Origin of the sequence: Streptomyces chengmaiensis (assembly GCF_029846775.1) — a bacterium.
Lineage (GTDB): Bacteria > Actinomycetota > Actinomycetes > Streptomycetales > Streptomycetaceae > Streptomyces > Streptomyces chengmaiensis.
Window position 1 is genome coordinate 53,798 of the sequence record NZ_JARWBG010000013.1, and the last position, 26,368, is coordinate 80,165.

Below are 26,368 nucleotides of genomic sequence, written 5' to 3' on the forward strand. Positions count from 1 at the left end.
GGACCAGCCTCCCTGGCGAGGAGTGCGCGGGTCCGGTTCTATCAGCCAGGTCACAGCATCGCGGCAGGTCATGAGAGGCGGCGGATCAGATTCGAACCCGACTTCGGGCACTCACTCTGTCCGGATTAGCCCGATATGGGCAATTCGTTCGTGTGTGCGGAGCATGTCCGGCTCTACTCCGCCTGGCAGATTGTGATGTGACTGTTCGCATGTTTGAGCGGATACGCGCGTGCATCCGCCGGGTGGATCGGGCAGAGTTCCTACGCGAGCAGGAGGGTGGGACTTTTGCCTACCCATTACTCTTGGCGTAAGGCCGCGCAGGGTGGCCATGGAGGAGTGAGATGAGGAGCAGCAACCCGGTCTTCTCGCGACGGGGGTTCAGCCGGGACAACGGCTACGCGGGCTTCAACACGGCGCAGCAGGCCGGGCCGGCCAATCCCTACGCGCAGGGCGGCGGCGCCAACCCGTACGCGACCGACGCGACCAACCCGTACGCCGCCAACCCCTACGCGCCGCAGGGCGGCGTCCAGGGCGCCCCGCCGATGGCGCCGCCGCAGACGGACCGCATGACGATGGACGACGTCGTCATGCGTACGGGCATGACGCTCGGCACCGTCATCGTCGGCGCCGTCCTCGGCTGGATCTACCTGACCGACGAGCGCTTCGGCCTGGCCATCGGCGCCATGCTCATCGCGATGGTGCTCGGCCTGGTCCAGTCGTTCAAGCGCAGGCCCTCGCCGCCGCTGATCCTGGCGTACGCGGCCTTCGAGGGTCTTTTCCTGGGCGCGATCAGCAACTTCGTGGACCAGTTCGTCGCCCCGGGCGCGGCCATGCAGGCCGTGCTGGGCACGATGGCCGTCTTCGTGACCATGCTGGTGCTGTACAAGACCAGGATCGTCCGGGTCACCCAGCGGTTCGTCCGCTATCTGATGATCGCCACGATGGGCTTCCTGCTGCTCACCGCCGTGAACCTGCTGTTCATGGTGTTCGGCGGCGGTGACGGCCTGGGCTTCCGCAGCGGCGGCCTCGGCATCCTGTTCGGCGTCGTCGGTGTGCTGCTGGGCGCGTTCTTCCTGGCGCTGGACTTCAAGCAGGTCGAGGACGGCGTGGCGTACGGCGCTCCGCGCGAGGAGTCGTGGCTGGCGGCGTTCGGCCTCACCATGACCCTGGTGTGGATCTACCTGGAGATGCTGCGGCTGATCGCGATTCTGCAGGGCGACGACTGACGGCGGACGTCTCACGCCTGATGCCCGGGGCTCCGGGCGCCGGACGTCGGAAGGGCCCGCGGGGGCGATCCCCGCGGGCCCTTCCATTTGCTTCCTTCTCGCTGGAGGGGGCTTGCTGTGAGGGTTTCCGTTGCTAGAGAAGCTTGCGCGCGGCGCGCCTCAGGTCGTACTCGTGGATGATCGCTTTGGCGTGGCCGTAGGCGAGGTTGTGCTCGCTCCGCAGCCAGCTCACCTTCTCCTCGAACCGGAAGAGGGACGGGCCTTCGTCGACGGTGCGGAGCCAGTCGGAGATCTCACGACCGGTGCATTGGGGGATGCGTGCGAGCAGATTGCGATGGGTCTCTTCGGAGAAGACTTGGGACATCGGCGCCTCCGGACGCTCTGCGCAATGGTCCTTCACGCCACCGTGCCTGAGGGTTCGCATATTGGCAACAGTCTGGTGCGGGCGCATAGGGTCACGGTGTGCTGGATGTGACTGAGCTGGAGCAGGCCGTGGATCACCTTGCGGAGCGCCTGCGGGCCGCGCCGCAGAGCCGTCTGCAGCGCGGAGCGGCCGCGGAGGGCCTGGCACTGGCCAGGGACTTGTCGGTGCGCGCACAGCGTCTGGAGGCCCCGGACAGCGAGCCTCGGATCATGCCGGACGCGGGGGTGTTCGCAGTCGCGGACCAGCTGACGGTGGCGGGCCGGGATTTGGCCGAAGCGCTGCGGGGCGCGGGTGCCGGGGGCGTGCTTGCGGAGGCGGTGGCGCGGGTGCGGGAGGCGGCGGTGAGGGCGGGGCTGTAGTTCAGCCCCCTCCGGCGACTGAGGAGCACATCAGGCCTCGCGGGCCTTTGAGGCGCGGAGCCCCCGGGTCACAGGGAGGCGATCACGCGGTCCGCCAGGATGTACACGCTGTCGTCGCCGCACGCGAACGTCAGCGCGTACGCGCCGGAGACGCCCGAGCCCCCGAGCAGGACCGGTGTGTCACCGTCCCGCAGCGCGTCGGCGAGCCGCTCGGCGGTCTCCCGGTGGCCGGGGGTCATGCACAGCGTCGTGCCGTCGGCGAAGACGTAGACATCGAGGGTGCCGAGCGGGCCGGGCCGCACGTCCGCCAGCTCGGCGCGGGTCTCGGCCAGCTCCTCCAGTCGCGCCACCGTGCGCTCGTGGTCGGTGACCACCGGAGTCTGGACCGGTACGAAGTCGGGGTGCGACGGGTGGCGGCGGCGTGCGGCCGCCAGCTCGGGGGAGTCCTCGGCGAACTCCGTCCCCTCGGGCTGGTCCTCGATCGCCTCGGCGGGGTCAAAGCTCACGGCGTCAAAATCCACGGCCTCAAGACCCGCGAAGTCCGCCTGACGCGGCACATAGAACGGCGGGAGCTCCTCACCGGGGCCGGACACCCCGCCGAGCAGGGAGGGCGCGTCCGCCGCGTCCCGGGCCTCCTGCGCCGCCCAGAAGGCGCGGGCCTCGGCCAGTTCGCGTTCGCGCTCCTCGGCCAGCGCCTCGGCGACGGCGGCCCGTATCTCGGCCGCGGGCTCGGCCGGCTCGGCGCTGCGGACGGTCTGTCTGGGCACGACGGCGGCGGCCGAGGCGGCGGAGTCCTGCCCCTCGGCGGCGGCCGCCGCCCGGGTCTCGGCCAGCTCCGTGCGCAGAGCGGCGACCTGGGTGCGCAGCCCGTGTGCGGCGTGCAGGGCGGCGGCGCCCACGGCCGTGGCAGCGGCCGTGGTGAGCAGCAGGGCAAGGGACATGGCGCTCACGGACGTACTCCCGGTTTCGATCGATCCCCCGACTTCCTACATCAGCTTGTCGTGGGACTATGCCAGCTGTCAGTGCATTACGCCACGAACCGGACAGGCTATGCGCCTCGCCCGTTCCCCCGGTAACGCGCTGACCTGGGAAAACGATGCTCCCCCAGGACCAAGGTCACATCCTGGGGGAGATTCAGTCACGAGCCGACATCCGACGGGCGGGAAGCCGGCCCGGCGGCCGGGGTCGCAGGTCAGCTCAGCCGCTCCAGGACCATCGCCATGCCCTGGCCGCCGCCGACGCACATGGTCTCCAGGCCGAACTGCTTGTCGTGGAACTGGAGGCTGTTGATCAGCGTGGCCGAGATGCGCGCGCCGGTCATGCCGTACGGGTGGCCGACGGCGATCGCGCCGCCGTTGACGTTCACCTTGTCCAGGTCGAAGCCCAGGTCGCGGTAGGAGGGGATCACCTGTGCCGCGAACGCCTCGTTGATCTCCACGAGGTCGATGTCGCCGGCCGTCAGCCCGGCGCGGGCCAGTGCCTGCCGGGACGCCTCGACGGGCCCGTACCCCATGATCTCGGGGGACAGCGCGGAGACGCCGGTGGAGACGATCCGGGCGAGCGGGGTCAGTCCCAGCTCACGGGCCTTGACGTCGCTCATGATGACGAGCGCGGCGGCGCCGTCGTTCAGGGGGCAGCAGTTGCCGGGGGTGATCCGGCCGTCGGGTCGGAAGGAGGGCTTGAGGGCGGCCACGCCCTCCGCGGTGACGCCGGGGCGGGGGCCGTCGTCCTTGCTGACGACCGTGCCGTCCGGGGTCGTCACGGGCGTGATCTCGCGCTCCCAGAAGCCGTTCTTGATGGCCTCCTCGGCGAGGTTCTGCGACCGCACGCCGAACTCGTCCATCTCCTGGCGGGTGATGCCCTTGAGCCGGGCGAGGTTCTCGGCGGTCTGGCCCATCGCGATGTACGCGTCCGGGATCAGGCCGTCCTCGCGGGGGTCGTGCCACTCGTCCGAGCCGTTCTCGGCGCGCTCCGCGCTGCGGGCCTCGGCCTCGGCGAAGAGCGGGTTGTGGGTGTCGGGCATCCCGTCGGAGGAGCCCTTGGTGAAGCGGGAGACCGTCTCGACGCCCGCGGAGATGAAGACGTCGCCCTCGCCCGCCTTGATGGCGTGCATCGCCATCCGGGAGGTCTGCAGCGAGGAGGAGCAGTAGCGGGTGACGGTGCAGCCGGGGAGGTGGTCCATCCCCATCTGCACGGCGACGATCCGGCCGAGGTTGTGGCCCTGCTCGCCGCCGGGGAGGCCGCAGCCGAGCATCAGGTCGTCGATGTCCTTGACGTCCAGCTCGGGGATCTTGTCGAGTGCGGCCCGGATGATGGTCGCGGTCAGGTCGTCCGGGCGCATCTCCTTCAGCGAGCCCTTGAAGGCGCGCCCGATGGGGGAGCGGGCTGCAGAGACGATCACGGCTTCGGGCATCACGGCTCCAGGAGGAAGGGTGCGTGCAGGACTGTCTGGGAAGTTACCCGCACGTATCGCGGCGGTCACCGGGGTTCCGGTGTGATGCGGACCTCAATTCTAAGCGCACGCTTAACTGTGCTTTTGTGGCTCGGTTCGCCTCCGGGGTGCTTGAGCGTGTGTCGACGGTCGATCGTGCTCGCTTGCTCGTTCCTCGCAAGCTCCGCGCGTTCTTCCTTTCGACACCCGCGCACCCCTTCGGCTCACTCGCCCGTCAGGCGCGGCGTGCCTCCTCCGTGGGCTCGCCCGGCGCTTGCGCGGAGGCTTCCGGCGTGCCCTCGGACTCCGGCGTCCCCTCGGACTCCGGTGTGCCCTCGGACTCCGGCGTGCCCTCGGACTCCGGCGTGCCCTCGGACTCCGGCGTGCCCTCGGACTCCGGCGTGCCCTCGGACTCCGGCGACGGCGGAGGGAGCCTGCGCCGGCGGCGGTGCTTGAGCAGCGCCCAGGGGGCCCGTGCGGCCGTGACCTCCGTACCGGCCTCCGACGCGGCCTCGGCCGCCGCCCGGGCCACCGGCAGCATGTCCTCGTCCCGCTCCGGCTCCAGCCGGTCCGCCTCCGGCCACAGACCGAGCACCGCGCACAGCGTGGGCAGCACCGCCATCGCCGCCGTCGCATAGCCCTCCGCCGACGGATGGTAGTTGTCCACCCCGAACATCTCGCGCGGGTTCGCCGCGAACTCGGGCCCCAGCAGATCGCCCAGCGAGACCGTACGCCCGCCCTGCTCCACCACCCCGATCGTCTGCGCCGCCGCCAGCTGCCGGCTCGCCCGCCGGGCCAGCCAGCGCAGCGGCTGGTAGACCGGCTCGATCGTGCCCAGATCCGGGCAGGTGCCCACCACTGCCTCCGCACCGGCGGTGCGCAGCCGGCGCACCGCCTCGGAGAGATAGCGCACCGACTGAGTGGCCGGCATCCGGTGGGTGACGTCATTCGCCCCGATCATGATCACGCAGACGTCGGGCAGTCGCGCCTCGTCCGCGAGCAACTGCGTCACCTGGCGCTCCAGGTCGTCGGACTGGGCTCCGGCCAGCGCCACATTGCGAAGCGCCACCGGGCGCTCCGCCACCGCGGCGAGGCCCGAGGCGAGCAGCGCCCCCGGAGTCTGGCCCGCGCGCCTCACGCCCTGCCCCGCGGCCGTCGAGTCGCCGAGCACCGCCAGCCGCAGCGGCTCCGAGCTGCCGAACGCCAGACCGTACAGCCCTTCGCCGCGCGGCGGCAGCGGGGCCGCGCCACCGCCCACCGAACGTTTCGCAAGCTGGACCTCGGCCAGCAGGACGCCCATCGCGGCCGCTCCGATCAGGCCGAGTCCGCCTCCGCCGTAAGCCGCGCCCGCCGCGATGCGCCGTGCCACCCTCGCCCTCGACACCGTCCCAGCCACCTCCTCGCGTACATGAGCTAACTGCCCCGAAGCAACCGTCGCCCAATCACGCGCTGCTCCACATACGCTGGCCGTACCAACACGGAGACCCCGGAGAACACTGTGCGCATCCACAACTCGATGATCAGTCTTGTCGGCGACACCCCGCTGGTGAAACTGAACAGCGTCACCCAAGGCATTCAGGCGACGGTCCTGGCCAAGGTCGAGTACTTCAACCCCGGCGGCTCGGTCAAGGACCGGATCGCCCTGCGCATGATCGAGGCTGCCGAGGAGTCCGGAGAGCTCCGGCCGGGCGGCACGATCGTGGAGCCGACCAGCGGAAACACCGGCGTCGGACTTGCCATCGTGGCCCAGCAGAAGGGCTACAAGTGCATCTTCGTCTGCCCGGACAAGGTGTCCATGGACAAGATCAATGTGCTGCGCGCATACGGCGCCGAGGTCGTCGTCTGCCCGACGGCCGTCGATCCCGAGCACCCGGACTCGTACTACAACGTCTCCGACCGGCTGGTGCGCGAGACGCCGAACGCCTGGAAGCCGGACCAGTACTCCAACCCCAACAACCCGCGCTCGCACTACGAGACCACCGGTCCCGAGCTGTGGCAGCAGACCGAGGGGAAGATCACCCATTTCGTCGCGGGCATCGGCACCGGCGGAACGATCTCGGGCACCGGCCGCTACCTCAAGGAGATCAGCGGCGGCGAGGTGAAGATCGTGGGCGCCGACCCGGAGGGCTCCGTGTACTCCGGCGGTTCCGGGCGGCCGTATCTGGTCGAGGGCGTCGGCGAGGACTTCTGGCCGTCCGCGTACGACCGCGAGGTCACCGACGAGATCGTCCCCGTGTCCGACAAGGACTCCTTCCAGATGACCCGGCGGCTGGCCAAGGAGGAAGGGCTGCTCGTCGGCGGCTCCTGCGGCATGGCCGTGGTCGCGGCGCTGCGGGTCGCGGAGGGGCTCGGCCCGGACGACGTCGTCGTGGTGCTGCTGCCGGACAGCGGCCGCGGCTATCTGAGCAAGATCTTCAACGATGAGTGGATGGCCGACTACGGGTTCCTGGAGGGCGAGGGTCCGGCCGCCTCCGTCGCCGACGTGCTGCGCCACAAGGAGGGCGGCGGCATCCCCAGCCTGGTGCACATGCACCCGGAGGAGACCGTCGGCGAGGCGATCGAGGTGCTGCGCGAGTACGGGGTCTCGCAGATGCCGATCGTCAAGCCGGGCGCCGGACACCCGGACGTGATGGCCGCCGAGGTCATCGGCTCGGTCGTGGAACGGGAGCTGCTGGACGCGCTGTTCACGCAGACCGCGTCACTGGGCGACCCGCTGGAGAAGCACATGTCCTCGCCGCTGCCGCAGGTCGGCTCGGGTGAGCCGGTCGCGGACCTGATGAAGGTCCTGGAGGCGGCCGACGCGGCGATCGTCCTGGTCGCGGGCAAGCCGACGGGCGTGGTCAGCCGCCAGGACCTGCTCGCCTTCCTGGCGGCGGGCGGCAAGTAACCCGTCGCCGTTCCGGTGCGGGGCTTCGCCCCCGCCCCCGACCCCGCACCCCTCGCGGCGCCGCAGCCACCGGGCACGCGGCACTCCGAGGGGAGCGGGGCTTGGGCTTCGAGGACGTGTCTCCCTTCGGGGGCAACGCGCCTCCTCGGGTCCGCGGCAGCCGACAGGGCGTCAGGGCGTCAGGGCGTCAGGGCGTCAGGGCGTCAGGGCGTCAGGGCGTCAGGGCGTCAGGGCGTCAGGGCGTCAGGACACCGTCCAGCAGGCCTCGAAAAGGCTACGAACGCGTCACGTCCGCGCAGCAATTGCTTAACACGCGTCCGGCACAGTTACTGATGTCGGCAGGGAGCCTGGCAGGGAGCCCGGCCGGCGACCGAGCGGCGTCTCGAGGACCTCCGGAGCGGCTCCCGGACCTTCCCAGACGCCCCGGACGCGGAGACCGGCCCTGACCCGGACCGTGTCCCACGCGGGGGCCGCCGTCGTCCCGCCCCCCGGTTCGCCGGGGGTGCGGCGGCCCCCGCGTCACTCACTCCTCCCAGTCGGAACCCCGGTTCCCGCCCCTCTCCCGGTCCCGCCGCCGCAGCCATGGCCAACCGCGCGCCCCGTGCACCGCGTTGACGGCCACGATGCCGAGCCAGGAGACCAGCAGGCCCTTGAAGCCCTCGTTCACCACGCCGATGGCGGTCAGCGGAACGGCGAGGATCAACGAGACGACCGTGAAGCCGAAGCGCTCGCCGAAGCCGGAGTCGGAGCCGGTGTCGCCGGACGGCGGCCGGGGCCGGGCGCCGCGGGCCACGACCATCTGCTGTTCGGCGAGCTGCCGGCGGACACGGCGGTCCAGTGTGCTGTCGATGCGCTGGTCGACCTTCTCCAGGAAGGACTCGACGAGGGCCGAGTCGTACTCTTCGCCCAGCTCGCGGCGGGCGTGCAGGGTGGCGTCGAGCTCCTTCACGAGCTCCGGGTCGCGGGAGGTCATGGCTTCACGGTACGGATGCGCCCCGCCCGGGTCAGTGGGGGTAGCCCCCCTCTTCTTCTCACCTTCGAAGAGCACCTCAAGGGCATTCCGGAGCACCCGAAGCCCGCTGACCCGGCCGTGCTCTCGGGCGGCTGCCTCAGCGTGCCCGACGACGGGCCGGCCGGGCTCACCTCGCTGCCGACGGTCGCGGGAGGGCACGTCGTGCGCCGGGACCCGGAGTTCGACGTCCCCGTGCCCGAGCGGCTGCGCCGCCGAACGGGCGGCCCCCGGGGGCTGCTGCATATGCTTATGCAGTCATCTGGTGTCTGAATCGACAAGGGGGAACGGCTTGCGGGACAGCCCGGCCGCACGGCTTCAGGAGCTCTTCGAGGGCCGTCGGCTCACCCCCACCCAGCGGCGGATCGCGCACAGCATGGTGCGGCGGGCCGCCGATGTGCCGTTTCTGTCCAGCGTGGAGCTGGCCGAGCTGGCCGGGGTCAGCCAGCCGTCCGTCACCCGCTTCGCGGTCGCCCTCGGCTTCGACGGCTATCCGGCGCTCCGCCGCCACCTCCGGGAGATCGTGCCCGCGGAGACGGGCGCGGGCGAGTCGGACGCGTACAACGAGTACCAGCAGGCGGTGCACGGCGAGATCGAGAATCTGCGGCAGCTCGCGGAACTGCTCGCCGACCCCGCCCCCGTGGAGCGCGCGGGACGGCTGCTGGCGGCCTCCCGGCCGCTGCCGGTGCTGGGACTGCGCGCTGCGTCCTCGCAGGCAAGGGGCTTCTCCTACTTCGCCGCCAAGGTCCACCCGGACGTACGGCCGCTGGACGAGGGCGGCACGCTGCTCGCCGACCGCATCGACGCGGCCAGGCGGGCGGGCGCGAGCGCGCTGCTCTGCTTCGCCCTGCCCCGGCATCCGAAGGAGGTCGTCGAGGCCCTGGAGTACGCGCGCGGCAGAGCCGGGCTGACCGTGGTGACCGTCGCGGACTCCGCCTTCGCCCCGGTGGCGGCCCACAGCGATCTGCTGATCCCGGCCGCCGTGGGGACGGGGCTGGCCTTTGACACGGCATGCGCCCCGATGCTGCTGGGGCGGGTGCTGCTGGAGGCGATGTGCGACGCGCTGCCGGACGCTCAGGCGCGGCTGGAGGAGTTCGACGCGTCGGCCGTCGCGAGGGGTCTGTTCATGGAGTGAGCGCGCCCGCCGCCCGCCGCCCGCCGTCCGGCAGCCGGCATCGCGGCCGGGGACGCCGCGCCGGGCGGGGCGCGGCGTCGCTGACGGTGCGGCTCAGACCTCCAGATCAGCTTCGATCCGCTTCAGCTGGTGGCGCGCCATGGCGAGGTTGGCGCGCTGCTTGTCCAGCGCGAGGTAGAGAAAGAGGCCGCTGTGGTTGCGGCCCTTGAGCAGCCGGATCAGGTGGTACTGGGTGCCGAGCGTGATCAGGATGTCCTCGATCTCGTCCTGCATGCCGAGGAGTTCCATGGTGCGCACCTTGGCGCGCACCACGTCCGTGTTGCCGGCCGCCGCCACATTGAGGTCGAGGTCCTTGCCGCCGCCGATGGTGCCCAGCGCCATGCCGCTGGTGTAGTCGACGAGCGCGGCGCCGACGGCGCCCTCGATGGCGGTGGTGGCTTCCTTGAGAGCGGTCTCGGTGTTGGCCATGAACGCACTTCCTTCGGTCGTTGTTCTTCGTACTTCGTTCTTCGTGTGGGTTGTGGTCGTTCGCTCCGGCCGCGGGGCGGCCGGCAGGTCAGGGGCCGGCGAGGCTCGGGGGCCGGTTCGGCTTGCGCGGGACCAGCGCGGGCCGCTCGAGCGCGCCCCTGATGAGCTCTCCGATGCGGGCGCCGGAGCGCCGGGCCTCCAGATGCAGGCGGCCGACGTTGATACGCGGCTCGGCCAGCAGGGTGAGAACGGCGGTCGGGCCGGCCGCGTAGGTGGCGACATAGCCGCTCTCACCCCGGATGAGCAGTTCCCGGAAACCTCCCTGGCCGGTCGCCTCGGTCAGCCGCAGGGCGACGCCGAGCGCGGCCGCGGTGAGCGCGGCGACGTGTTCCGCCTCCTTGGCCTCGTCCGTTTCGGAGGCGAGGACGAGGCCGTCTGCGCTGGCCGCGAGGGTGCCGGTCACCTGAGGCAGCCGGGCACGCAGCCGTCGGAGCTCCCCGCGCACCTCGCCTTCGGCCGTCATCAGCTGTCTCCTCTCGGCGTCGTTGGTCGGTTTCGTCTCGGGCCGGCCCTTCTCGAGCCCCTTGGGCCGCAGCCGAAGTGCCCGCTTCATGACGTGCCGCACTGTGCCCGATGGGCTGAGCGGGTGTCACGGTGCCTCACAGGGTTGCCTCCAGAGCGTCGCGGAGCCGGCGTAACAGGGCGATGTCCGGGTCGTCGGAGACCTCCGGGACCCAGGCGGGGAGCGCGGGCCGCTCGGGCGGGGGCCCGGACGGCCGGACGGCGGTGTCGACGAGTCCGGCCGCGGCCAGCCGACGCACGTCGAGCAGGGTGTTGAAAGCCGGCCTGCCCAGCATCCGGGCGATGTCGGCCGGGGTGCGCACCCCGTCGGCGAGTGCGAGCACAGTGGCCTGCCGCCGGGTCGGCCCGCGGCCGGGTCCCGGAGCCCGGGGGACCACCGGGGCGGCGTCGATCTCGGGGTGGGGCCAGATGGAGTCGAGCAGCGCCCGGCGGCGCAGCGCCTCGCGCTCGACGACCGGGGTGGGAACCGGGCGCACCCGGCCGATCCAGTGCCCCACCCCGTAGCGGAAGCGGGTCGGCCCGCTGCACGGGGTCAGCGCGAAGTACGCGGCGTCGAACAGCGCCCCCAGATGGCAGATCTCCAGCTCGCCGCAGCCCAGCCGCCCGCTGGCGACGAGGTGGCGGCCGACCTCGCGTCGTACGCCCGCCTCGGCGACGGCCTCCTCCCAGCCCTCGCGCGGCAGCCGGCCGCTCGCGGTCAGCAGGACGTCCAGACCGGGGGCCGCCGGGCTCTCCGCGTGCACGACCTCGCCGTCGACGAGATAGAGCGCGCCGTGGTCGCGGACCAGCACGCCGGTCGCCTTCTCCTCGGTCAGACGCACCAGCATGGGAGAGACGGCCGAGGCCATCACAGCACCAGCCGTTCGGCGAGGTCCGCGATGCGGAGCCGGGCCAGGGCGAGGTTGCCCGTGTCACGGTCCAGCCACAGATGCAGGAACACGCTGCTGTCGAAGTCCGTCTCGACGAATCGGATGATGTGATAGCCGTTGTGCGCGGTGACGATGAGGTCCTCGACGGGCAGCCCCTTGCCGAGCTCACCGTCCCCGCCGTCCGCCGTGCGGGTGGTGAAGGATGTGTACTCGGCTGCCATACGGGCGAGTTCCGCGGTCTCCGCGGCATTCGCCTCGGGGTCGCCTCCCGGCGAGTCGCCGATCGACCCGATCGCCAGCCCGCTGGTCCAGTCGACGATGGACGCGCCACGCGCGCCCGGCACCACCATGGCCTGCAGCAGGCACTCGTCGATTCCGGGCACGCCGGCACTCCTCCCCACCCCCGGGCCATGCCGCGTACGCATGTGCGGCAGTGACCGGCACATTACGCAAGGTGGCGAGTGCTCGCGTTTTTTCCGGCAATTCCCAACGGAACATGCCCGAGACCGATAGGGTCCGCCCCTTCACAGCGGGTTGGTTTCCGGTCGCGACCTGCTCTTCTCAGTCTTCGCCGCGGGCGCGCAGCACCGCCTTGTTGACGATCCACAGGCCGATCCCGATCGCGATCAGCGCCCCTGCCGTCAGATACACCTTCACGTCCCGGTCGGCGAGCGGGCTGGCCAGGATCAGCGCTGTGACCGCCCCGAGGACCGGAAGCGCCGTCGGTGTGCGGAAGTGCTCATGCGCCACTCGGTCCTTGCGCAGCACCAGCACCGCGATGTTGACGACTGCGAAGACGCACAGCAGCAGGAGTGCGGTGGTGTCGCCGAAGGTCTTGATCTCACCGGTGGACACCAGCACGATCGCGATCAGCGAGACGAAGAAGATCCCGGCGACCGGGGTGCGGCGCCTGGAGAGAACGCGCCCCATCGCGCGCGGCAGAATGCGTTCGTTGGCCATGCCGTAGCAGAGCCGTGAGGCCATCATGATGTTGATCAGCGCGGAGTTGGTGACGGCGAACAGCGCGATCAGTGCGAACAGCTTCGGCGGGAAGCCCAGCCCGCCCGCCTCGACCACCTCCAGCAGGGGGCCGTCGAAACTCAGCCCCGCCGGCGTTTGAGGCGCGGGGGTCCGGGGGCGGAGCCCCCCGTAGACGGGGTCGGCGCGGGCGCCGGGGCCTGTACGTCAACCCGCGGCGCACACACGTCAGGCGGACGGTTCGGACTCCACCGAACGGGCGACGTCCTCCAGGTCCTTGGCGATCGCCTTGCTCACGGCGCGGCGGCCCAGGCCGCCCAGCAGCTTGGCCACCACGCCGCCGATCCCGCTCGGCGGGGTGGCCGAGAAGGTCATCCGGACGGTCGTCGCCTGCGGCCCGTCCCCGCGGAGCGCGAACTCGGAGACATAGTGCGCGCCGTGGGAGTCGGCCTCCACCACATACCGGCGCTCAGGCTCCACCGCAGTCACGTACATCTCTTCCGTCGCCAGCTTGCCCATCATCCGGCGGGTTTCGCGCCAGCGGGTGCCGACATCGAACGACCCGTGCCGTCCCTCGGAGAGAATCTCCACCCGCTCCACACCGCTCAGCACCCGCGGCATGCTCTCCAGATCGGTCAGCGCCCGCCACACCCGGCCCGCGGGGGCGGCGATCCGGCGTTCGACGTGCACCGTGGTGTCTCCTGCTGCCATGCCCTCATGGAAGCAGCGCCGCGGCGTACGCGCCCCCCGACTCGGCGACGATCTCGTCGAGCCGCTGGGCCCGCCGTACGGTCGTGAACCGGACCGCACCGCCGCCGTCGGCGGCGGTGAAGCCGTGGACGGCGGGGCGGGGCAGGCTGTTGTAGCCGTAGGGGCTGGAGAAGTAGTACGCCCCGGTGTCGAGGACCGCGATCACATCGCCCGGCTCCAGCAGCGGCAGCGGCCGGGCCTCGGCCAGCAGGTCGCCCGCGAAGCAGGCGGGCCCCGCGATGTCCTGTGCGACCGCGGGTCCGGACTTGGGCAGCCCCTCGGCGTCGTACGCGCGGATCCGCAGCGGCCAGGACTCCGGGTCGTACACCGTGCGGGCCGCCACCTGCACGCCCGCATGGGTGACGGCGATGGGGCGGCCGCCCGCGGTCTTGGCGTACTCGACCCGGCTCAGGATCGTGCCGTGCTTGGCCAGCAGCGCCCGGCCGAACTCGGTGACCAGGCCGTAGCCGCCGTCGAACAGCCCTGGCGACTCCTCCCGGAGCAGCCGGGCGTATGCGGAGAAGGACGGGGTGTGCTCGTCGGAGGCGAAGTTGACCGGCAGTCCGCCGCCGATGTCGACCGTGTCGATCCGGCGGCGGCCGGCCTCGGCGTTGATCTCTTCGGCGAGCTCCCAGACGGCTCGGACGCCCTGCGCCATCAGGGGCAGCGGTATGCCCTGGGAGCCGGTGTGGATGTGCAGCCGGGTCAGCCAGGGGCGGTCGAGGACCGCGCGCACGATAAGGGCGCGCGCCCCCGCGTCGCGCAGACCGACCCCGAACTTGGAGGTGGCCGTGGCCGTGGACAGCGCGCCGATCGAGCCGCCGCCGAGCTGCGGATTGACCCGCAGCCCGACCGCCGGAGCGGCGCTTTCGGGGCTGCCGGCCCGCCCGGGCGCGAGCGCGTCGAGGCGGGCCAGCTCCTGGAGGTTGTCGGCGTTGACCGCGACGCCCAGGGCGAGGGCCTCGTGCAGTTCCGCGGCGCTCTTGGCCGGGGAGTCCAGGACCGTGCGCGCCGCGGGCACGCCGGCCGCCCTGGCCAGGGCCAGCTCTCCGGGGCTCGCCACCTCCGCGCCGAGGCCCTCGGAGTGCAGCAGCGCCAGCACGGGGACGAGCGGCGCGGCCTTGACCGCGAAGGCGTGCAGCACCGGGGCGTCGGTCACCGCGGCGAACGCCTCCTTCAGGGCGGTCGCGGACGCCCGGATGCCGCCCGTGTCCAGCAGGGCGGCGACCGGCTGCTCCTCGGTGAGCAGACCCTGTGCCAGGGCCGCGTGCACGGCCTGATCCCGGCGGTCCGAAGCCATGGAACCCAGCCAATCACCGGACGGCGCGCGACGCAGCTGTTGACTACAGATATTCATCCATCCAGGATGTGAATAGAAGTCTCAACATTCGCGAGGAGGCAGTGCCATGTCAGGACCCCGCCCCGTACGGGCGCCGCGCGGTACGGAACTGAGCGCCCTGGGATGGCAGCAGGAGGCCGCCCTCCGCATGCTCCAGAACAACCTCGACCCCGAGGTCGCCGAGCACCCGGACAAGCTCGTCGTCTACGGCGGCACGGGCAAGGCCGCCCGCGACTGGCGCTCCTTCGACGCGATGACCCGCACCCTGCGCACGCTCAAGCAGGACGAGACGATGCTCGTGCAGTCCGGGCGGCCGGTCGGCGTGATGCAGACCCACGAGTGGGCGCCGCGCGTGCTGATCGCCAACTCCAACCTGGTGGGCGACTGGGCCAACTGGGAGGAGTTCCGCCGCCTCGAGGCGCTCGGCCTGACCATGTACGGCCAGATGACGGCCGGCTCCTGGATCTACATCGGCACCCAGGGCATCCTGCAGGGCACCTATGAGACGTTCGCGGCGGTGGCAGCGAAGAAGTTCGGCGGGAGCCTGGCGGGCACGATCACGCTGACGGCGGGGCTCGGCGGGATGGGCGGCGCGCAGCCGCTCGCCGTGACCATGAACGACGGCGTCGCGATCTGCATCGACTGCGACCCGCGCGCCATCGAGCGCCGTATCGAACACCGATATCTGGACGTCCGCGCCGACTCGCTCGACGAGGCTCTGCGGCTGGCCGTCGAGGCGCGCGACGCCCGCCGCCCGCTGTCGATCGGCCTGCTGGGCAACGCGGCGGAGCTGCTGCCGCGCATGCTGGAGTCGGGCGCGCCCGTCGACATCGTCACCGACCAGACCTCCGCCCACGATCCGCTGTCGTATCTGCCGCTGGGCGTCGCCTTCGAGGACATGGCCTCGTACGCGGCCGAGAAGCCCGCCGACTTCACCCGGCGGGCACGCGAGTCCATGGCGCGGCACGTCGAGGCCATGGTCGGCTTCATGGACGCGGGCGCCGAGGTCTTCGACTACGGCAACTCCATCCGCGGCGAGGCACAGCTCGCCGGATACGACCGGGCGTTCGCCTTCCCCGGCTTCGTCCCCGCCTATATCCGGCCGCTGTTCTGCGAAGGCAAGGGCCCCTTCCGCTGGGCGGCCCTCTCCGGAGACCCCAAGGACATCGCCGCGACGGACCGCGCCGTCCTGGACCTCTTCCCGGAGAACGAGTCCCTCGCCCGCTGGATCAGGATGGCCGGGGAGCGCGTCCGCTTCCAGGGACTGCCCGCCCGCATCTGCTGGCTCGGCTACGGGGAACGCGACCGCGCGGGCGAACGCTTCAACGACATGGTCGCGAGCGGCGAGCTGTCCGCGCCCGTCGTCATCGGCCGCGACCACCTCGACTGCGGCTCGGTCGCCTCCCCGTACCGCGAGACCGAGGCGATGCTCGACGGCTCCGACGCGATCGCCGACTGGCCGCTGCTCAACGCCATGGTCAACGTCGCCTCCGGCGCGTCCTGGGTCTCCCTCCACCACGGCGGCGGCGTCGGCATGGGCCGCTCCCTCCACGCGGGCCAGGTCACGGTCGCCGACGGCACGCCGCTGGCCGGCGAGAAGATCCGCCGCGTCCTGACGAACGACCCCGGCATGGGCGTCATCCGCCATGTCGACGCCGGCTACGACCTCGCGGACTCCGTCGCCACGGCGAAGGGCGTCCGCGTCCCGATGCGGGAGGACGCATGAGCCCCACGCCTCCCCCCGCCCCGGACGCGCCCGGGGACCGCGGCGCGGCCGCCCAGGCATCCGCGGCGGGCGGGCGGGGGAGCTCGTTCCACGAGATGTGGGCCGACCTCGCGGGGATCGGACGCAGCGCCGAGAGCGGCGGGTACCGCCGGTACGCGTGGACGGCCGCCGATGCCGAGTGCCGGGCGTGGTTCCGGGAGCAGGCCGAGGCGCGGGGGCTCGTCTACGAGGTCGACCGGAACGGCAACCAGTGGGCCTGGCTCGGGGACCCCGCAGCCGGAGACGCCGTCGTGACCGGGTCGCATCTGGACTCCGTGCCCGACGGAGGGGCCTTCGACGGCCCGCTCGGCGTCGTCTCCTCCTTCGCCGCGCTCGACGAACTCCGCGGCAGAGGCGTGACGTTCAACAGGCCCGTCGCCGTGGCCAACTTCGGCGACGAGGAAGGCGCCCGCTTCGGGCTGGCCTGCACCGGCTCACGGCTCACGGCGGGGCAGCTCACGCGCGAGGCAGCCCACGCCCTGCGCGACGCGGACGGCGTCCGCCTCGCGCAGGCCATGGAGGCCGCCGGACACGACCCCGACGCCATCGGGCCCGACCCCGAACGCCTCGGCCGCATCGGAGCGTTCGTCGAGCTGCACATCGAACAGGGCCGCGCCCTCGATCTCACCCGCGACCGCGTCGGCATCGCCTCCGCGATCTGGCCGCACGGCCGCTGGCGGTTCGACTTCCGCGGCGAGGCCAACCACGCGGGCACCACCCGGCTCGCCGACCGCCGCGACCCGATGCTGACCTACGCCGAGACCGTGCTCGCCGCCCGCCGCGAGGCAGAACTCGCCGGCGCCGTCGCCACCTTCGGCAAGGTCGCCGTCGAACCGAACGGCGTCAACGCCATCCCGTCCCTCGTCCGCGGCTGGCTCGACTCCCGCGCCGCCGACCAGGACGCCCTCGACACCGTCGTCGCCGCCGTGGAGGCCGCGGCCCGCGAGCGCGCGCAGCGGGACGGCGTCGATCTCGACGTCGTCCGCGAGTCCTTCACTCCCGTGGTCGAGTTCGAGCACGCCCTGCGCGACGAGCTCGGCAAGATCCTGGGCGGGGCCGTGCCACTCCTCGGCACGGGCGCGGGCCATGACGCGGGCATCCTGTCCGGCTCGATCCCGACCGCGATGCTCTTCGTCCGCAATCCCACCGGCGTCTCCCACTCCCCGGCCGAATTCGCCGCCGAGGACGACTGCGCAGCCGGGGTGCTCGCCCTCGCCGACGTGCTGGAGGGCCTGGCGTGCCGCTGACGACGACGTACTGGCTGGAACACGCCTGGCTCGGCGACGCCGTAGAGCCGGGCGTGCTGCTCGAGGCGGCGGACGGCCGTATCGCGGCCCTGCACAAGGAGACGCCGGCCCCGCCGCCCGGAGCGGAGGTGCTGCGCGGGCTCACCCTCCCCGGTCTGGCCAACAGCCACAGCCACGCCTTCCACCGGGCGCTGCGCGGCGCCGTCCAGGCCGAGTCCGGCACCTTCTGGACCTGGCGCGAGACCATGTACCGCATCGCGTCGCGACTGACGCCCGACATGTACTTCGCCCTCGCGCGGGCGGCCTACGCGGAGATGGCGCTCGCCGGGATCACGGCCGTGGGCGAGTTCCACTATCTCCACCACGCGCCCGGCGGGGCCCCCTACGCCGACCCCAACGCCATGGGCGAGGCGCTCATCGAGGCCGCCGCCGACGCGGGGATCCGGATCACCCTCCTCGACACCTGCTACCTGTCCTCCGGCTTCGGGCAGCCGCCCGGCGAGCACCAGCTGCGTTTCTCCGACGGCACCGCGGAGGCGTGGGCCGAACGCTGTTCAGTTCTCAAGGACCGGGATCACGTGCGGATCGGGGCGGCCGTCCACTCCGTGCGCGCCGTGCCCGCCGAGCAGCTGGCGACGGTGGCGCGCTGGGCCGAGGAGCGGGGGGCCCCGCTGCATGTGCACCTGTCGGAGCAGCCCGCCGAGAACGAGGCGTGCCTCGCCGCACACGGCTGCACCCCCGCCCGGCTGCTGGCCGACCACGGCGTACTGGGCGCGCGCACCACAGGCGTCCACAACACCCACCTCACCGACGAGGACATCGCGCTGCTCGGCGGCGCCGGCGCCGGCACCTGCATGTGCCCCACCACCGAACGCGACCTCGCCGACGGCATCGGCCCGGCCGCCGCACTCCAGCGCGCGGGCTCCCCGCTCTCGCTCGGCAGCGACAGCCATGCCGTCGTCGACCTCTTCGAAGAGGCCCGCGCCATGGAGCTAAACGAGCGTCTGCGCACCCGCACCCGCGGCCACTGGACCGCGGCGGCGCTGCTGCGCGCCGCCGCCGAGGACGGCCATGCCGCGCTCGGCCGCCCCGACGCGGGCCGCATCGAGCAGGGCGCGCTCGCCGACTTCACGACCGTCGCCCTGGACTCGGTCAGAACGGCGGGACCGCCGCCGCGACTCGGAGCCGAGACGGCCGTATTCGCCGCCTCCGCGGCGGATGTCCGCCATACGGTCGTGGCCGGCCGCCATGTGGTCCGCGACGGAACCCATGCGCGCGTCCCCGACGTCCCGGCGGCCCTGACGGACTCGATCGCAGCGCTGCACGACACCCGCCCCCGAGGAGCAACGCCTTGACGGCCGACAGCACCCGCCCCACCAGCACCAGCAGCACCGCCATCGTCAACATCGCCAGCCTGGTCACCAACGACCCCTCCCTGGGTGACGGAACCTCCCTCGGCCTGATCCAGGACGCAGCCGTGGTCATCGACGGCGACCGCGTCTCCTGGGTCGGCGAGTCAAGCAAAGCACCCGCCACTGACAACCGGGTCGACGCAGCCGGCCGCGCTGCGATCCCCGGCTTCGTGGACTCCCACTCCCACCTGGTCTTCGCGGGCGACCGCACCAGGGAGTTCAACGCCCGGATGTCCGGCCGCTCCTACACCGCGGGCGGCATCCGCACCACCGTCGCAGCCACCCGCGCCGCCGCCGACGACGTGCTCGACGCCAACCTCGTCCGCTACCTCGACGAGGCGCTGCGCCAGGGCACCACCACCTTCGAGACCAAGTCCGGCTACGGCCTCACCGTCGAGGACGAGGCCCGCGCCCTGCGCATCGCCGCCCGCCACACCGAGGAGGTCACCTTCCTCGGCGCGCACATCGTCCCGCCCGACTTCGCGGACGACCCCGCAGGCTATGTCGGCCTCGTCACCGGCGAGATGCTCGACGCCTGCGCCCCCCACGCCCGGTGGGTCGACGTGTTCTGCGAGAAGGGCGCGTTCGACGGCGACCAGGCCCGCCGGATCCTCACGGCGGGCAAGGCGAAGGGCCTCACCCCCCGCGTCCACGCCAACCAGCTCTCGTACGGGCCCGGCGTCCAGCTCGCCGTCGAACTCGACGCCGCCAGCGCCGACCACTGCACCCACCTCACCGCCGAGGACGTGGACGCGCTCGCGGGCAGTGCGACCGTCGCCACCCTGCTGCCCGGCGCGGAGTTCTCCACCCGCGCCGAATGGCCCGACGCACGCCGTCTCCTCGACGCGGGTGCGACGGTCGCCCTGTCCACGGACTGCAACCCCGGCTCGTCCTTCACCTCCTCCATGCCCTTCTGCATCGCGCTCGCCGTACGCGACATGGGCATGACCCCGGACGAGGCGATCTGGTCCGCCACGGCCGGCGGAGCGGCCGCGCTGCGCCGTACCGACGTCGGCCGCATCACCCCCGGCGCCCGCGCCGACCTGGCACTCCTCGACGCGCCCAGCCATGTGCACCTGGCTTACCGTCCGGGTGTCCCGCTGGTCGACGCGGTCTGGCAGCGGGGCGTGCGCAGGCGCTGAGCGCTGAACGCATAAGGGCCCGTGGGGCGTGGCGTGATCGGCCGTCGGCGTGTGCGGGTTCCGCCGCGGCTGGTCGCGCCCACGCGGCGGAGCCGCATGCCGGTACGGCCCCGCCGCCCCTTCCAGGGTGCTGCCGAGCCGCGCCGGACGCGTTATCCGCGCCCCTTCGGGGCGCGGCTGAGCCGCACCGGGAGCCGGTGCACGCTGTTGCCCACGAAGCTGGCGTGCCGGGGCAGTTCGGACTCCGGCACGGCCAGGTCCAGCTCCGGGAAGCGGGTGAACAGCCGCTCCAGCGCGATCGTCGCCTCCATACGGGCCAGCGGCGCGCCCAGGCAGTAGTGCGGGCCGTGCCCCAGCGACAGATGGCGCGCCCCGGCCCCTCGCGCCCCGCGCGTCACATCGAAGCGTGCGGCGTCCGGGCCGTGGCTCGCCGTGTCCCGGCCCGCGGCAGAGTAACCCGCCAGCACCGGCGTCCCCTTGGGGATCACCGTCCCGGCCAGCTCCAGATCCCGGGTGGGGTACCGGAACGGGAAGTAGCTCACCGGGCTGTCCCAGCGCAGCGTCTCCTCGACCGCGTCCCCCCAGCCAGCCTTCCCCGCCAGCACCAGCTCCAGCTGCTCCCGGTGGCCGCACAGCGCCCGCACGGCGTTGGTGATCAGGTTCAGGGTCGTCTCATGGCCCGCGATGATCATCAGCATCAGGGTGCCGAGCAGCTCCTGGGGGCTGAGCCGGTCGCCGTCCTCCTCACGGGCGGCGATCAGCGCGCTCGTCAGGTCGTCGCCCGGGTTCTCCATCCGGCCCGCCGCGACCGCGCTCAGCACGGCCACCATCTCCCGGTTGGCCGCCATCGCCTCCTCGGGGCCGATGTCGGTGGCCACGATCTGGTTGGAGAGATGGTGCAGCCGGTCCTGGTGCTCGGCGTCCACGCCGAGCAGTTCGCAGATCACCCCCATCGGCAGCGGCAGTGCGAAGTGCCTCCGCAGATCCGCCACGCCGTCGCCGTGCGCCGCCGCGTCGGCAAGGGCGTCCAGCAGCTGCTCGGTCACCGTCTCGATCCGCGGCCGCAGCTCCTCCACCCGGCGCGCCGTGAACGCCTTGCTCACCAGCGACCGCAGCCGCCGGTGGTCCGCGTCGTCGGCCGTCGTCATCCCCTGCACGGTGGCGAAGGTCTTCAGCGGCCAGCCGTCGGGTATCTCCCCCTCCCGCAGCGCGGTGAAGTGCTCGGCTCCCTTGGCCACATCGGGGTGCGCGAGGAACTCCCTGAGCGCGTCATGGCCGAGCACCGCCATCCCCGCCACCTCGCCCGGCAGGACGACGGGCGTGACGGCCGCGCCCGCGGCGAGCAGCCGGGCGTTGTCCGCGTGCGGGCAGCCGCCGCCCGGGTCCATCCGATGGGCGTGTGTGCCGTGCTGCGTGACATGCGAGCTGTTCAACGTGGCTCTCCTGACTGTTGCCGGGGTCAGACTGAGGGAGATGCGGCGGAGGAAACCGAGAGGGATGAGGCGGAGGCGTCGGAGGGGGACGGTGGCAGCTGGGGTTCCGTGAAACGCACCGGCAGGGCCGCGAGCCCCTTGCTCCAGGGCGACTTGATCCAGGCCAGCTCACTCTCGTCCACCGCCAGCTCCATGTCCGGCAGCCGGTGCCGGATGGTGTCCACGGCGGTACGGGTGATCAGCCGCGCCGGGTCCTGAGCCGGGCACGTGTGAGGTCCCGCGCCGAACGCCAGATGCGAACGGTTGCCGACGACCGGGCTGCCGTCCGCCGGCAGGATCCGAGGATCCTGGTTGGCCGCAGCCAGACCGAGGATGAGCATGTCGCCGGCCCGGACGGCCTGCCCGCCGAACTCCAGATCGCGGGTGGCGTAGCGGGCCGGGAAGTTCTGCGTCGGGGGGAAGCGCCACAGAACGAGGTCGAGGGCGTCGTCCACGCTCAGATGCCCGCCGGTGAGGGAGGACCGGAAGGCGGGGTCGCACAGCAGGATCCGCAGGGTGGTCGCGATCCAGTTCACGGTCGTCTGGTTCCCCGCGGTGAACATCACCACCAGGTTGTGCAGCACCTCCTCGTCCGTGAGCGCCGCCGGGTGCGCACACAGCGCCGACGTGATGTCGTTGCCGGGCCGACGGCGCTTCTCCTCGATCAGGGAGAGGAGGATCGCACCCATGCGCTTGCTCGCGTTCGCCGAGTCCGCGTTGGCGGCCGCCATCCCCGCAATCGCCTGGACGAGCTGCTGCCCCGTCCGCTCGTCCACCCCCAGCAGCCCGGTGATCACCTGCATCGGCAGCCTGCGCGCATAGTGCGGCACGAGGTCCGCCTCCCGCCGCCGGCCGAACGACGCGATCAGCCGCTCCGCGGTCGCCCGCACGCTGCGCCGCAGCTCGTGCCCGTTGATGCGGGCCAGCGCATCGGAGACCGCGGCACGCATCCTGCGGTGCTGCTGCCCGTCGGCGAACAGCAGCGCGGGCCGCCAGCCGACCATCGGCAGAATCGGCGAGTCGGCCGGCACCCGACCCTCACGCAGCAGGGACCAGCGGCGCGGATCGTGTGAGAAGTCCTGCTCCTCGCGGGTCAGCCGCAGCAGCTCATGGTGGCCGAGCACCAGCCAGGCGTCGATCCCGGGCGCGACCGTCACGGGGGCCACCGGCCCGTGCGCCCGGCGCAGCTCCTCGTACAGCGCGGGCATCCGGTCGCCGTCCAGGTGCGGCCCGTACAGCGGTGTGGCCGCCGGGCATCGGCCCGCGGGCGACGGTGCGGAGACGGGGGAGACAGAGGGGACTGAGGGTCCGGAGGGTCCGGAGGGTCCGGAGGGTCCGGAGGGTCCGGAGGGTCCGGGGTGGGTCATCGAGGCTGCTCCGAGGACTGGGTCGTCACCGTGGCGGTGTCGATGAGATGGCGTACGAGGGCGATCAACGCCTCGACCGAGGAACGGTGTTCGCGGGCGTCACACGCCACCAGCGGGGTGTCGGGGAGGAGGTCGAGGGCGAGCCGCAGCTCGTCCTCCGGGTACCGGGGGCTGCCGGGGAACACGTTCGCCGCGATCGCGAACGGCAGCCCGAGGTCCTCGAGATTGCCCAGCGCGTCGAAGGACGCCGCCAGGTCGCGGGTGTCGATCAGGGCGAGCGCGCCCAGCGCGCCCTTGGCGAGATCCCGCCACGCGGGCAGGAACCGCTGCTGGCCCGGCGTTCCGAAGAGATAGAGCACCAGCTCGTCGCCGAGCGTCATCCGGCCGAAGTCCAGGGCGACGGTGGTCGTCCGCTTTGTACGCTCCCCGCCGGTGTCGACGCGGGCGCCGGCCTGGGTCATCACCGCTTCCGTGGAGAGCGGCTCGATCTCCGAGACCGTGCCGATAAGAGTCGTCTTGCCGACGCCCAGCGGGCCGACGACCAGGATCTTGGCCGCGCCGGCGACCGTGGGTGCGACGTACTTGCCGCCTTTTCCGGCGCCTTCGGCGACGTGGGGCAGCCGACTGCCGGGGGGCTCGGACGACCGGGGGCCGCCCGGTGCTCCGGGCGCCCCGGCCATGCCCGGGGCTTCGGCGTCAGAGACGGCTTTCGAGGCCATGGAGGACCTTTCTGAGCATGCTCACATCGGCGCGTTCGGCCGGCGGAATCGGCGGACGGGTCACCAGCAGCCCCCACGCACGCAGGTCGGCCAGCAGCACCTGCACCACCGAGGGCGGCTGGCCCAGGTGTGCGGCCACCTCGGCGACGGAGAGCAGACCCTGACAGTGCGCCAGGATCATCCGGTGCTCCGGCTGGAGCGTCGCCGGGATCTCCGTCTCCGCGGCCATCACCAGCGACTCCCAGGACAGCGGCGCGGCGCCGGCGTCCGCCCGTCCGCCGGTGATCACGTACGGGCGTACCGCCGAGGTCGTCCGTCCCTCCGGGGACGGCGGGAAGCCCTGGCCGTCCGGGCGGTACGGGGAGCCGTCGCTCATGACGACGGACTCGGGGCCACCTGATCTCGCGGCTGGCTGCTCAGATGCGCGCCGATCTTCGCCACCAGGAGCTGCATCTGCTGGGCGACCAGGCCGACATCGGCCCCGGTGTCGGTCGCCACGCCCAGATGCGCTCCCAGGCCGGCCTGAGTGAAGAGCACGAACCCGTGCTCCGACTCCAGCATCAGCTGCCGCACCCCGGAGCCGCCGCCGAACACCAGCGACGCGGTGGAGCGCGCCGTCATCGTGATCGCGGCGCAGGCGGCGGAGAGCGACTCCGCCTCCGCCACGCTCAAGGCGGCGACCGTGCCCGAGAGGTTCTCCGCGGAGAGGTGCCCGAGGCGCAGCCCGTCCTCGGAGACGACCACGGCGTGCCGCACGCCCGGGATCTCGGTCAGCGGGCGCAGCATCCAGCCCAGGTCGGGGAGTCTGGTTATGGTTCCGGTCACGACCGGCCTCCATCGTGTTCGTTGCGTGTTTCCGTCTCGTCTCCCACGGCCGCGCGGCCGCGCCGTGACCCGGACACCACGCTCGCGATGGACGCGCGCGCGGCCTCGGGGGTCCAGGAGGAAGGCGGAGCGGGGGGTGTGGCCGCGGACGGCGCATCCGCCGCCTGCGGGGTCTGCTGCGGGGAGGGCGAGTACGCCCCGCGCCGGCTGCGCCGCCGGGGCAGCCCACCGGCCGTCGCCGCGCGGTGCGCGCCCGCGGACGGTTCCTGCGCCCCGCCGCGTTCCGGGGCTTCGGCGGACGCCGTGTACCCGCCGCCCGGGTGTGCCTGTGTCGGATTCCCGTAGGTCCCGGAGCTGCCCGGGTGTGCCTGTGTCGGATCCCCGTACGTCCCGGAGCTGCCCGGGTGTGCCTGTGTCGGAGCTCCGTACGTCCCGGAGCCGCCCGTCCCGCCGTCGGCGTACCCGTCCCGCCCGCGGCCGCGTGCGTCCGCCTGCTCCCACCCGGCCGTCTCCGGGCCGCCGTGCAGCCGGGCGGGCCCGGCTGCACGGCCGTGGGGGCCGTACGGCCCGGTCCCTTCAGGCGCGCCCGCAGAGGCGTGGTGTCCGTAGTGCGCGGGCCCGCCGGGCCCGGTCGCCGCGGACGGCGGGGGGCCGTACGCGCCGGTCTGGCCCGCGGCCGCCGGAGACGCGGCGTCGCTGAGCGGGACGCCCGGCGCGGGCGTCGGCGACGGACCGTACCCATGGGGCTGACGGTCGTTCGGCTGCGGTACGCGGTGCTGTCCCGTCGTCTGGGACAGCGGTTCCGTCAGCAGGCGGTACGGGACGAACGTGACCGCGCGGGTGCCGCCGTAGGCCGAGGCGCCGGTCAGTTCGACATTGAAGCCCAGCTCCCGGCTCCAGCGGCCCACGCACGCCAGGCCCAGCCGGGGCACCGCGCCCAGCTGGGCCAGGTCGAGGTCGTCGCGGAGCTGGGCGGCAGCCTGGGCCAGGACGTCCGGCGGCATGCCCAGGCCCGCGTCGTCGATCTCGACGACCGCCCCGGCCCCCACCTCCCGGACCGTGACCTGGACCTGGGTACGCGAAGGCGAGAACACCGTGGCGTTCTCCAGCAGTTCGGCGATCGTGTGCATCAGGCCCTCGACGGCAGGCGGCACTGCGTACAGGGTCTGGCCGCCGTGCACCTCGATACGGCCGAACTCCACGATCCGGGACTGCGCGCCGCGCACGCAGTCGTACAGGGAGACCGGCCGGGTCTCCCGGCGGGCCGGCCAGATGCCGCACATCACCAGCAGCGTCTGCGCCTTGCGGGTCATCTGCGCCGCGGCGTGGTCCGCCTTCATCACCTCGGCCATCAGGCGGGGGTCGTCGATGGACCGCTCGACGTGGTCCAGGACCTGCTGCTGCACCGTGGCCATGGCGTGCATGGTGCGGGCCACCGACTCGAACGCCGCCTGCACCGAGTCCCGCAGCGCCCGCTCCCGCCGCACCGCCTCGTCCGAGCCGAGCGCCGCGACCACCGCGGCCATCGACCGGGCGAACTCCTCGCCGGTGTCGGCGGGCGGGGCGAGAGGCCCGGGCACCCCTTCCAGCCGCTGCCCTGAGCGCACCCGCTCGGCGATCGCCGGGATCCGCACCGAGACCAGATGAGCCACTTCGGCCCCCCGGGCCGCGGCCAGCTGCCGGTCGCGGGCCCGGCTTGTGCGCTCCTCCCGCAGTCGGCGGGCGAGCGGGACCGTCCAGGCCGCGAGCAGCACCAGCCCCGCGGCGCAGACGCCGGCCAGCGCCCGCCGCCACCCGGCCGCCGCGCTCGCCGCGCCGGTGCCGTCTCCCCAGCCGGCGACCACCGCGGCTCCGGCCGCGGCCAGCACGGCGGAGGCCCACCACACCGCCTGTTTGGTCGTCCGTTTGCTCTTCGGCCCGCTCAGCACGGATACCTCACGTTGACCACGGAGTGACAGACCT

At 72.6% G+C, this 26,368-nt stretch carries 26 protein-coding genes and 1 pseudogene; 9 read left to right on the plus strand and 18 right to left on the minus strand.

Annotated elements, in window-relative coordinates; all coding sequences use genetic code 11:
* Positions 1–341: 341 nt before the first annotated feature.
* Positions 342–1,226 carry a Bax inhibitor-1/YccA family protein gene (locus tag QCN29_RS13670; RefSeq protein ID WP_279928152.1) on the plus strand — a complete coding sequence of 295 codons (885 nt, stop codon included), beginning with the start codon at positions 342–344 and terminating at the stop codon, positions 1,224–1,226.
* Between the two features lie 133 nt (positions 1,227–1,359).
* Here the strand turns inward: QCN29_RS13670 and QCN29_RS13675 are convergent, their stop codons facing one another.
* A complete protein-coding gene (locus QCN29_RS13675) occupies positions 1,360–1,590 on the minus strand; it encodes a DUF4287 domain-containing protein (protein WP_240138371.1) in 231 nt (76 codons plus the stop codon).
* Between the two features lie 98 nt (positions 1,591–1,688).
* Here QCN29_RS13675 and QCN29_RS13680 point away from each other — a divergent pair, with 98 nt between their 5' ends.
* Positions 1,689–2,009: a hypothetical protein gene (locus tag QCN29_RS13680; protein ID WP_279928153.1), complete on the plus strand. Its 321-nt coding sequence runs from the start codon at positions 1,689–1,691 to the stop codon at positions 2,007–2,009.
* A 68-nt stretch (positions 2,010–2,077) separates the two neighbouring features.
* Here the strand turns inward: QCN29_RS13680 and QCN29_RS13685 are convergent, their stop codons facing one another.
* The 3 genes from QCN29_RS13685 to QCN29_RS13695 all read right to left on the minus strand — a co-directional run bounded on the left by QCN29_RS13685 (position 2,078) and on the right by QCN29_RS13695 (position 5,809).
* Positions 2,078–2,950: a hypothetical protein gene (locus QCN29_RS13685; RefSeq protein WP_279928237.1), complete on the minus strand. Its 873-nt coding sequence runs from the start codon at positions 2,948–2,950 to the stop codon at positions 2,078–2,080.
* A gap of 251 nt (positions 2,951–3,201) precedes the next feature.
* Positions 3,202–4,422 (minus strand): acetyl-CoA C-acetyltransferase, encoded by a 1,221-nt coding sequence (locus tag QCN29_RS13690; protein ID WP_279928154.1) that lies wholly within the window; start codon positions 4,420–4,422, stop codon positions 3,202–3,204.
* A 253-nt stretch (positions 4,423–4,675) separates the two neighbouring features.
* A complete protein-coding gene (locus tag QCN29_RS13695; RefSeq protein ID WP_279928239.1) occupies positions 4,676–5,809 on the minus strand; it encodes an SGNH/GDSL hydrolase family protein in 1,134 nt (377 codons plus the stop codon).
* Between the two features lie 129 nt (positions 5,810–5,938).
* On the opposite strand from QCN29_RS13695, the gene QCN29_RS13700 reads away from it, so the two are divergent.
* On the plus strand, positions 5,939–7,327 hold the full coding sequence (locus tag QCN29_RS13700; protein WP_279928156.1) for a cystathionine beta-synthase: 1,389 nt from the start codon (positions 5,939–5,941) through the stop codon (positions 7,325–7,327).
* A 523-nt stretch (positions 7,328–7,850) separates the two neighbouring features.
* Here QCN29_RS13700 and QCN29_RS13705 read toward each other — a convergent pair.
* Positions 7,851–8,300, minus strand: coding sequence for a hypothetical protein (locus QCN29_RS13705; protein ID WP_279928157.1), 450 nt, complete (start codon positions 8,298–8,300; stop codon positions 7,851–7,853).
* Positions 8,301–8,315: 15 nt separating this feature from the next.
* Here QCN29_RS13705 and QCN29_RS13710 point away from each other — a divergent pair, with 15 nt between their 5' ends.
* Positions 8,316–8,609, plus strand: a complete 294-nt coding sequence (locus QCN29_RS13710) for a hypothetical protein (RefSeq protein WP_279928158.1) — start codon at positions 8,316–8,318, stop codon at positions 8,607–8,609.
* A 19-nt stretch (positions 8,610–8,628) separates the two neighbouring features.
* The gene (locus QCN29_RS13715) at positions 8,629–9,471 is read left to right on the plus strand and encodes a MurR/RpiR family transcriptional regulator (protein WP_279928159.1); all 843 of its coding nucleotides are present in this window, start codon (positions 8,629–8,631) and stop codon (positions 9,469–9,471) included.
* 93 nt (positions 9,472–9,564) lie between these two features.
* Here the strand turns inward: QCN29_RS13715 and QCN29_RS13720 are convergent, their stop codons facing one another.
* From QCN29_RS13720 to QCN29_RS13750, 7 genes and pseudogenes are all read right to left on the minus strand, one after another.
* Positions 9,565–9,939 (minus strand): hypothetical protein, encoded by a 375-nt coding sequence (locus QCN29_RS13720; protein WP_240138378.1) that lies wholly within the window; start codon positions 9,937–9,939, stop codon positions 9,565–9,567.
* An 88-nt stretch (positions 9,940–10,027) separates the two neighbouring features.
* On the minus strand, positions 10,028–10,462 hold the full coding sequence (locus QCN29_RS13725) for a roadblock/LC7 domain-containing protein (RefSeq protein WP_279928240.1): 435 nt from the start codon (positions 10,460–10,462) through the stop codon (positions 10,028–10,030).
* A gap of 136 nt (positions 10,463–10,598) precedes the next feature.
* Entirely contained in the window at positions 10,599–11,348 is a 750-nt protein-coding gene (locus QCN29_RS13730) for a transcriptional regulator (protein WP_318036709.1), read from the minus strand.
* Between the two features lie 20 nt (positions 11,349–11,368).
* Positions 11,369–11,773 (minus strand): roadblock/LC7 domain-containing protein, encoded by a 405-nt coding sequence (locus QCN29_RS13735; RefSeq protein ID WP_240138381.1) that lies wholly within the window; start codon positions 11,771–11,773, stop codon positions 11,369–11,371.
* Positions 11,774–11,951: 178 nt separating this feature from the next.
* A pseudogene (locus tag QCN29_RS13740) lies at positions 11,952–12,485 on the minus strand (APC family permease); the annotation flags it as partial.
* A gap of 111 nt (positions 12,486–12,596) precedes the next feature.
* Positions 12,597–13,079, minus strand: a complete 483-nt coding sequence (locus QCN29_RS13745; RefSeq protein WP_240138382.1) for an SRPBCC family protein — start codon at positions 13,077–13,079, stop codon at positions 12,597–12,599.
* A gap of 4 nt (positions 13,080–13,083) precedes the next feature.
* On the minus strand, positions 13,084–14,418 hold the full coding sequence (locus QCN29_RS13750; protein ID WP_279928164.1) for a type III PLP-dependent enzyme domain-containing protein: 1,335 nt from the start codon (positions 14,416–14,418) through the stop codon (positions 13,084–13,086).
* 106 nt (positions 14,419–14,524) lie between these two features.
* On the opposite strand from QCN29_RS13750, the gene hutU reads away from it, so the two are divergent.
* The 4 genes from hutU to hutI all read left to right on the plus strand — a co-directional run bounded on the left by hutU (position 14,525) and on the right by hutI (position 20,023).
* Complete coding sequence (gene hutU / locus QCN29_RS13755; protein WP_279928165.1) at positions 14,525–16,183, plus strand: urocanate hydratase; 1,659 nt, start codon at positions 14,525–14,527, stop codon at positions 16,181–16,183.
* A 95-nt stretch (positions 16,184–16,278) separates the two neighbouring features.
* Positions 16,279–17,469, plus strand: a complete 1,191-nt coding sequence (locus QCN29_RS13760; protein ID WP_279928241.1) for an allantoate amidohydrolase — start codon at positions 16,279–16,281, stop codon at positions 17,467–17,469.
* Positions 17,460–18,824, plus strand: coding sequence for a formimidoylglutamate deiminase (locus QCN29_RS13765; RefSeq protein WP_398859190.1), 1,365 nt, complete (start codon positions 17,460–17,462; stop codon positions 18,822–18,824). The genes QCN29_RS13760 and QCN29_RS13765 overlap by 10 nt, the downstream gene beginning before the upstream one ends.
* The gene (gene hutI, locus QCN29_RS13770) at positions 18,821–20,023 is read left to right on the plus strand and encodes an imidazolonepropionase (protein WP_279928167.1); all 1,203 of its coding nucleotides are present in this window, start codon (positions 18,821–18,823) and stop codon (positions 20,021–20,023) included. Before QCN29_RS13765 ends, hutI begins: the two co-directional genes overlap by 4 nt.
* 152 nt (positions 20,024–20,175) lie before the next feature.
* Here the strand turns inward: hutI and QCN29_RS13775 are convergent, their stop codons facing one another.
* From QCN29_RS13775 to QCN29_RS13800, 6 genes are all read right to left on the minus strand, one after another.
* Positions 20,176–21,411 (minus strand): cytochrome P450 family protein, encoded by a 1,236-nt coding sequence (locus tag QCN29_RS13775; protein ID WP_279928244.1) that lies wholly within the window; start codon positions 21,409–21,411, stop codon positions 20,176–20,178.
* A gap of 71 nt (positions 21,412–21,482) precedes the next feature.
* Entirely contained in the window at positions 21,483–22,703 is a 1,221-nt protein-coding gene (locus tag QCN29_RS13780; RefSeq protein WP_279928169.1) for a cytochrome P450, read from the minus strand.
* Between the two features lie 155 nt (positions 22,704–22,858).
* Complete coding sequence (locus QCN29_RS13785; RefSeq protein ID WP_279928171.1) at positions 22,859–23,581, minus strand: GTP-binding protein; 723 nt, start codon at positions 23,579–23,581, stop codon at positions 22,859–22,861.
* On the minus strand, positions 23,559–23,957 hold the full coding sequence (locus tag QCN29_RS13790) for a DUF742 domain-containing protein (RefSeq protein WP_279928173.1): 399 nt from the start codon (positions 23,955–23,957) through the stop codon (positions 23,559–23,561). Before QCN29_RS13790 ends, QCN29_RS13785 begins: the two co-directional genes overlap by 23 nt.
* On the minus strand, positions 23,954–24,406 hold the full coding sequence (locus QCN29_RS13795) for a roadblock/LC7 domain-containing protein (protein ID WP_279928174.1): 453 nt from the start codon (positions 24,404–24,406) through the stop codon (positions 23,954–23,956). The genes QCN29_RS13790 and QCN29_RS13795 overlap by 4 nt, the downstream gene beginning before the upstream one ends.
* Positions 24,403–26,334, minus strand: coding sequence for an ATP-binding protein (locus tag QCN29_RS13800; RefSeq protein WP_279928175.1), 1,932 nt, complete (start codon positions 26,332–26,334; stop codon positions 24,403–24,405). Before QCN29_RS13800 ends, QCN29_RS13795 begins: the two co-directional genes overlap by 4 nt.
* Positions 26,335–26,368 lie beyond the last annotated feature (34 nt).

Coding starts and splice junctions, on each gene's coding strand:
- QCN29_RS13670 (WP_279928152.1), top strand. CDS start 342: ATGAGGAGCAGCAACCCGGTCTTCTCGCGACGGGGGTTCAGCCGGGAC.
- QCN29_RS13675 (WP_240138371.1), bottom strand. CDS start 1,590: ATGTCCCAAGTCTTCTCCGAAGAGACCCATCGCAATCTGCTCGCACGC.
- QCN29_RS13685 (WP_279928237.1), bottom strand. CDS start 2,950: ATGTCCCTTGCCCTGCTGCTCACCACGGCCGCTGCCACGGCCGTGGGC.
- QCN29_RS13690 (WP_279928154.1), bottom strand. CDS start 4,422: ATGCCCGAAGCCGTGATCGTCTCTGCAGCCCGCTCCCCCATCGGGCGC.
- QCN29_RS13705 (WP_279928157.1), bottom strand. CDS start 8,300: ATGACCTCCCGCGACCCGGAGCTCGTGAAGGAGCTCGACGCCACCCTG.
- QCN29_RS13710 (WP_279928158.1), top strand. CDS start 8,316: ATGCGCCCCGCCCGGGTCAGTGGGGGTAGCCCCCCTCTTCTTCTCACC.
- QCN29_RS13720 (WP_240138378.1), bottom strand. CDS start 9,939: ATGGCCAACACCGAGACCGCTCTCAAGGAAGCCACCACCGCCATCGAG.
- QCN29_RS13725 (WP_279928240.1), bottom strand. CDS start 10,462: ATGACGGCCGAAGGCGAGGTGCGCGGGGAGCTCCGACGGCTGCGTGCC.
- QCN29_RS13730 (WP_318036709.1), bottom strand. CDS start 11,348: ATGCTGGTGCGTCTGACCGAGGAGAAGGCGACCGGCGTGCTGGTCCGC.
- QCN29_RS13745 (WP_240138382.1), bottom strand. CDS start 13,079: ATGGCAGCAGGAGACACCACGGTGCACGTCGAACGCCGGATCGCCGCC.
- QCN29_RS13750 (WP_279928164.1), bottom strand. CDS start 14,418: ATGGCTTCGGACCGCCGGGATCAGGCCGTGCACGCGGCCCTGGCACAG.
- hutU (WP_279928165.1), top strand. CDS start 14,525: ATGTCAGGACCCCGCCCCGTACGGGCGCCGCGCGGTACGGAACTGAGC.
- QCN29_RS13760 (WP_279928241.1), top strand. CDS start 16,279: ATGTGGGCCGACCTCGCGGGGATCGGACGCAGCGCCGAGAGCGGCGGG.
- QCN29_RS13775 (WP_279928244.1), bottom strand. CDS start 21,411: ATGGACCCGGGCGGCGGCTGCCCGCACGCGGACAACGCCCGGCTGCTC.
- QCN29_RS13780 (WP_279928169.1), bottom strand. CDS start 22,703: ATGCCCGCGCTGTACGAGGAGCTGCGCCGGGCGCACGGGCCGGTGGCC.
- QCN29_RS13785 (WP_279928171.1), bottom strand. CDS start 23,581: ATGGCCTCGAAAGCCGTCTCTGACGCCGAAGCCCCGGGCATGGCCGGG.
- QCN29_RS13790 (WP_279928173.1), bottom strand. CDS start 23,957: ATGAGCGACGGCTCCCCGTACCGCCCGGACGGCCAGGGCTTCCCGCCG.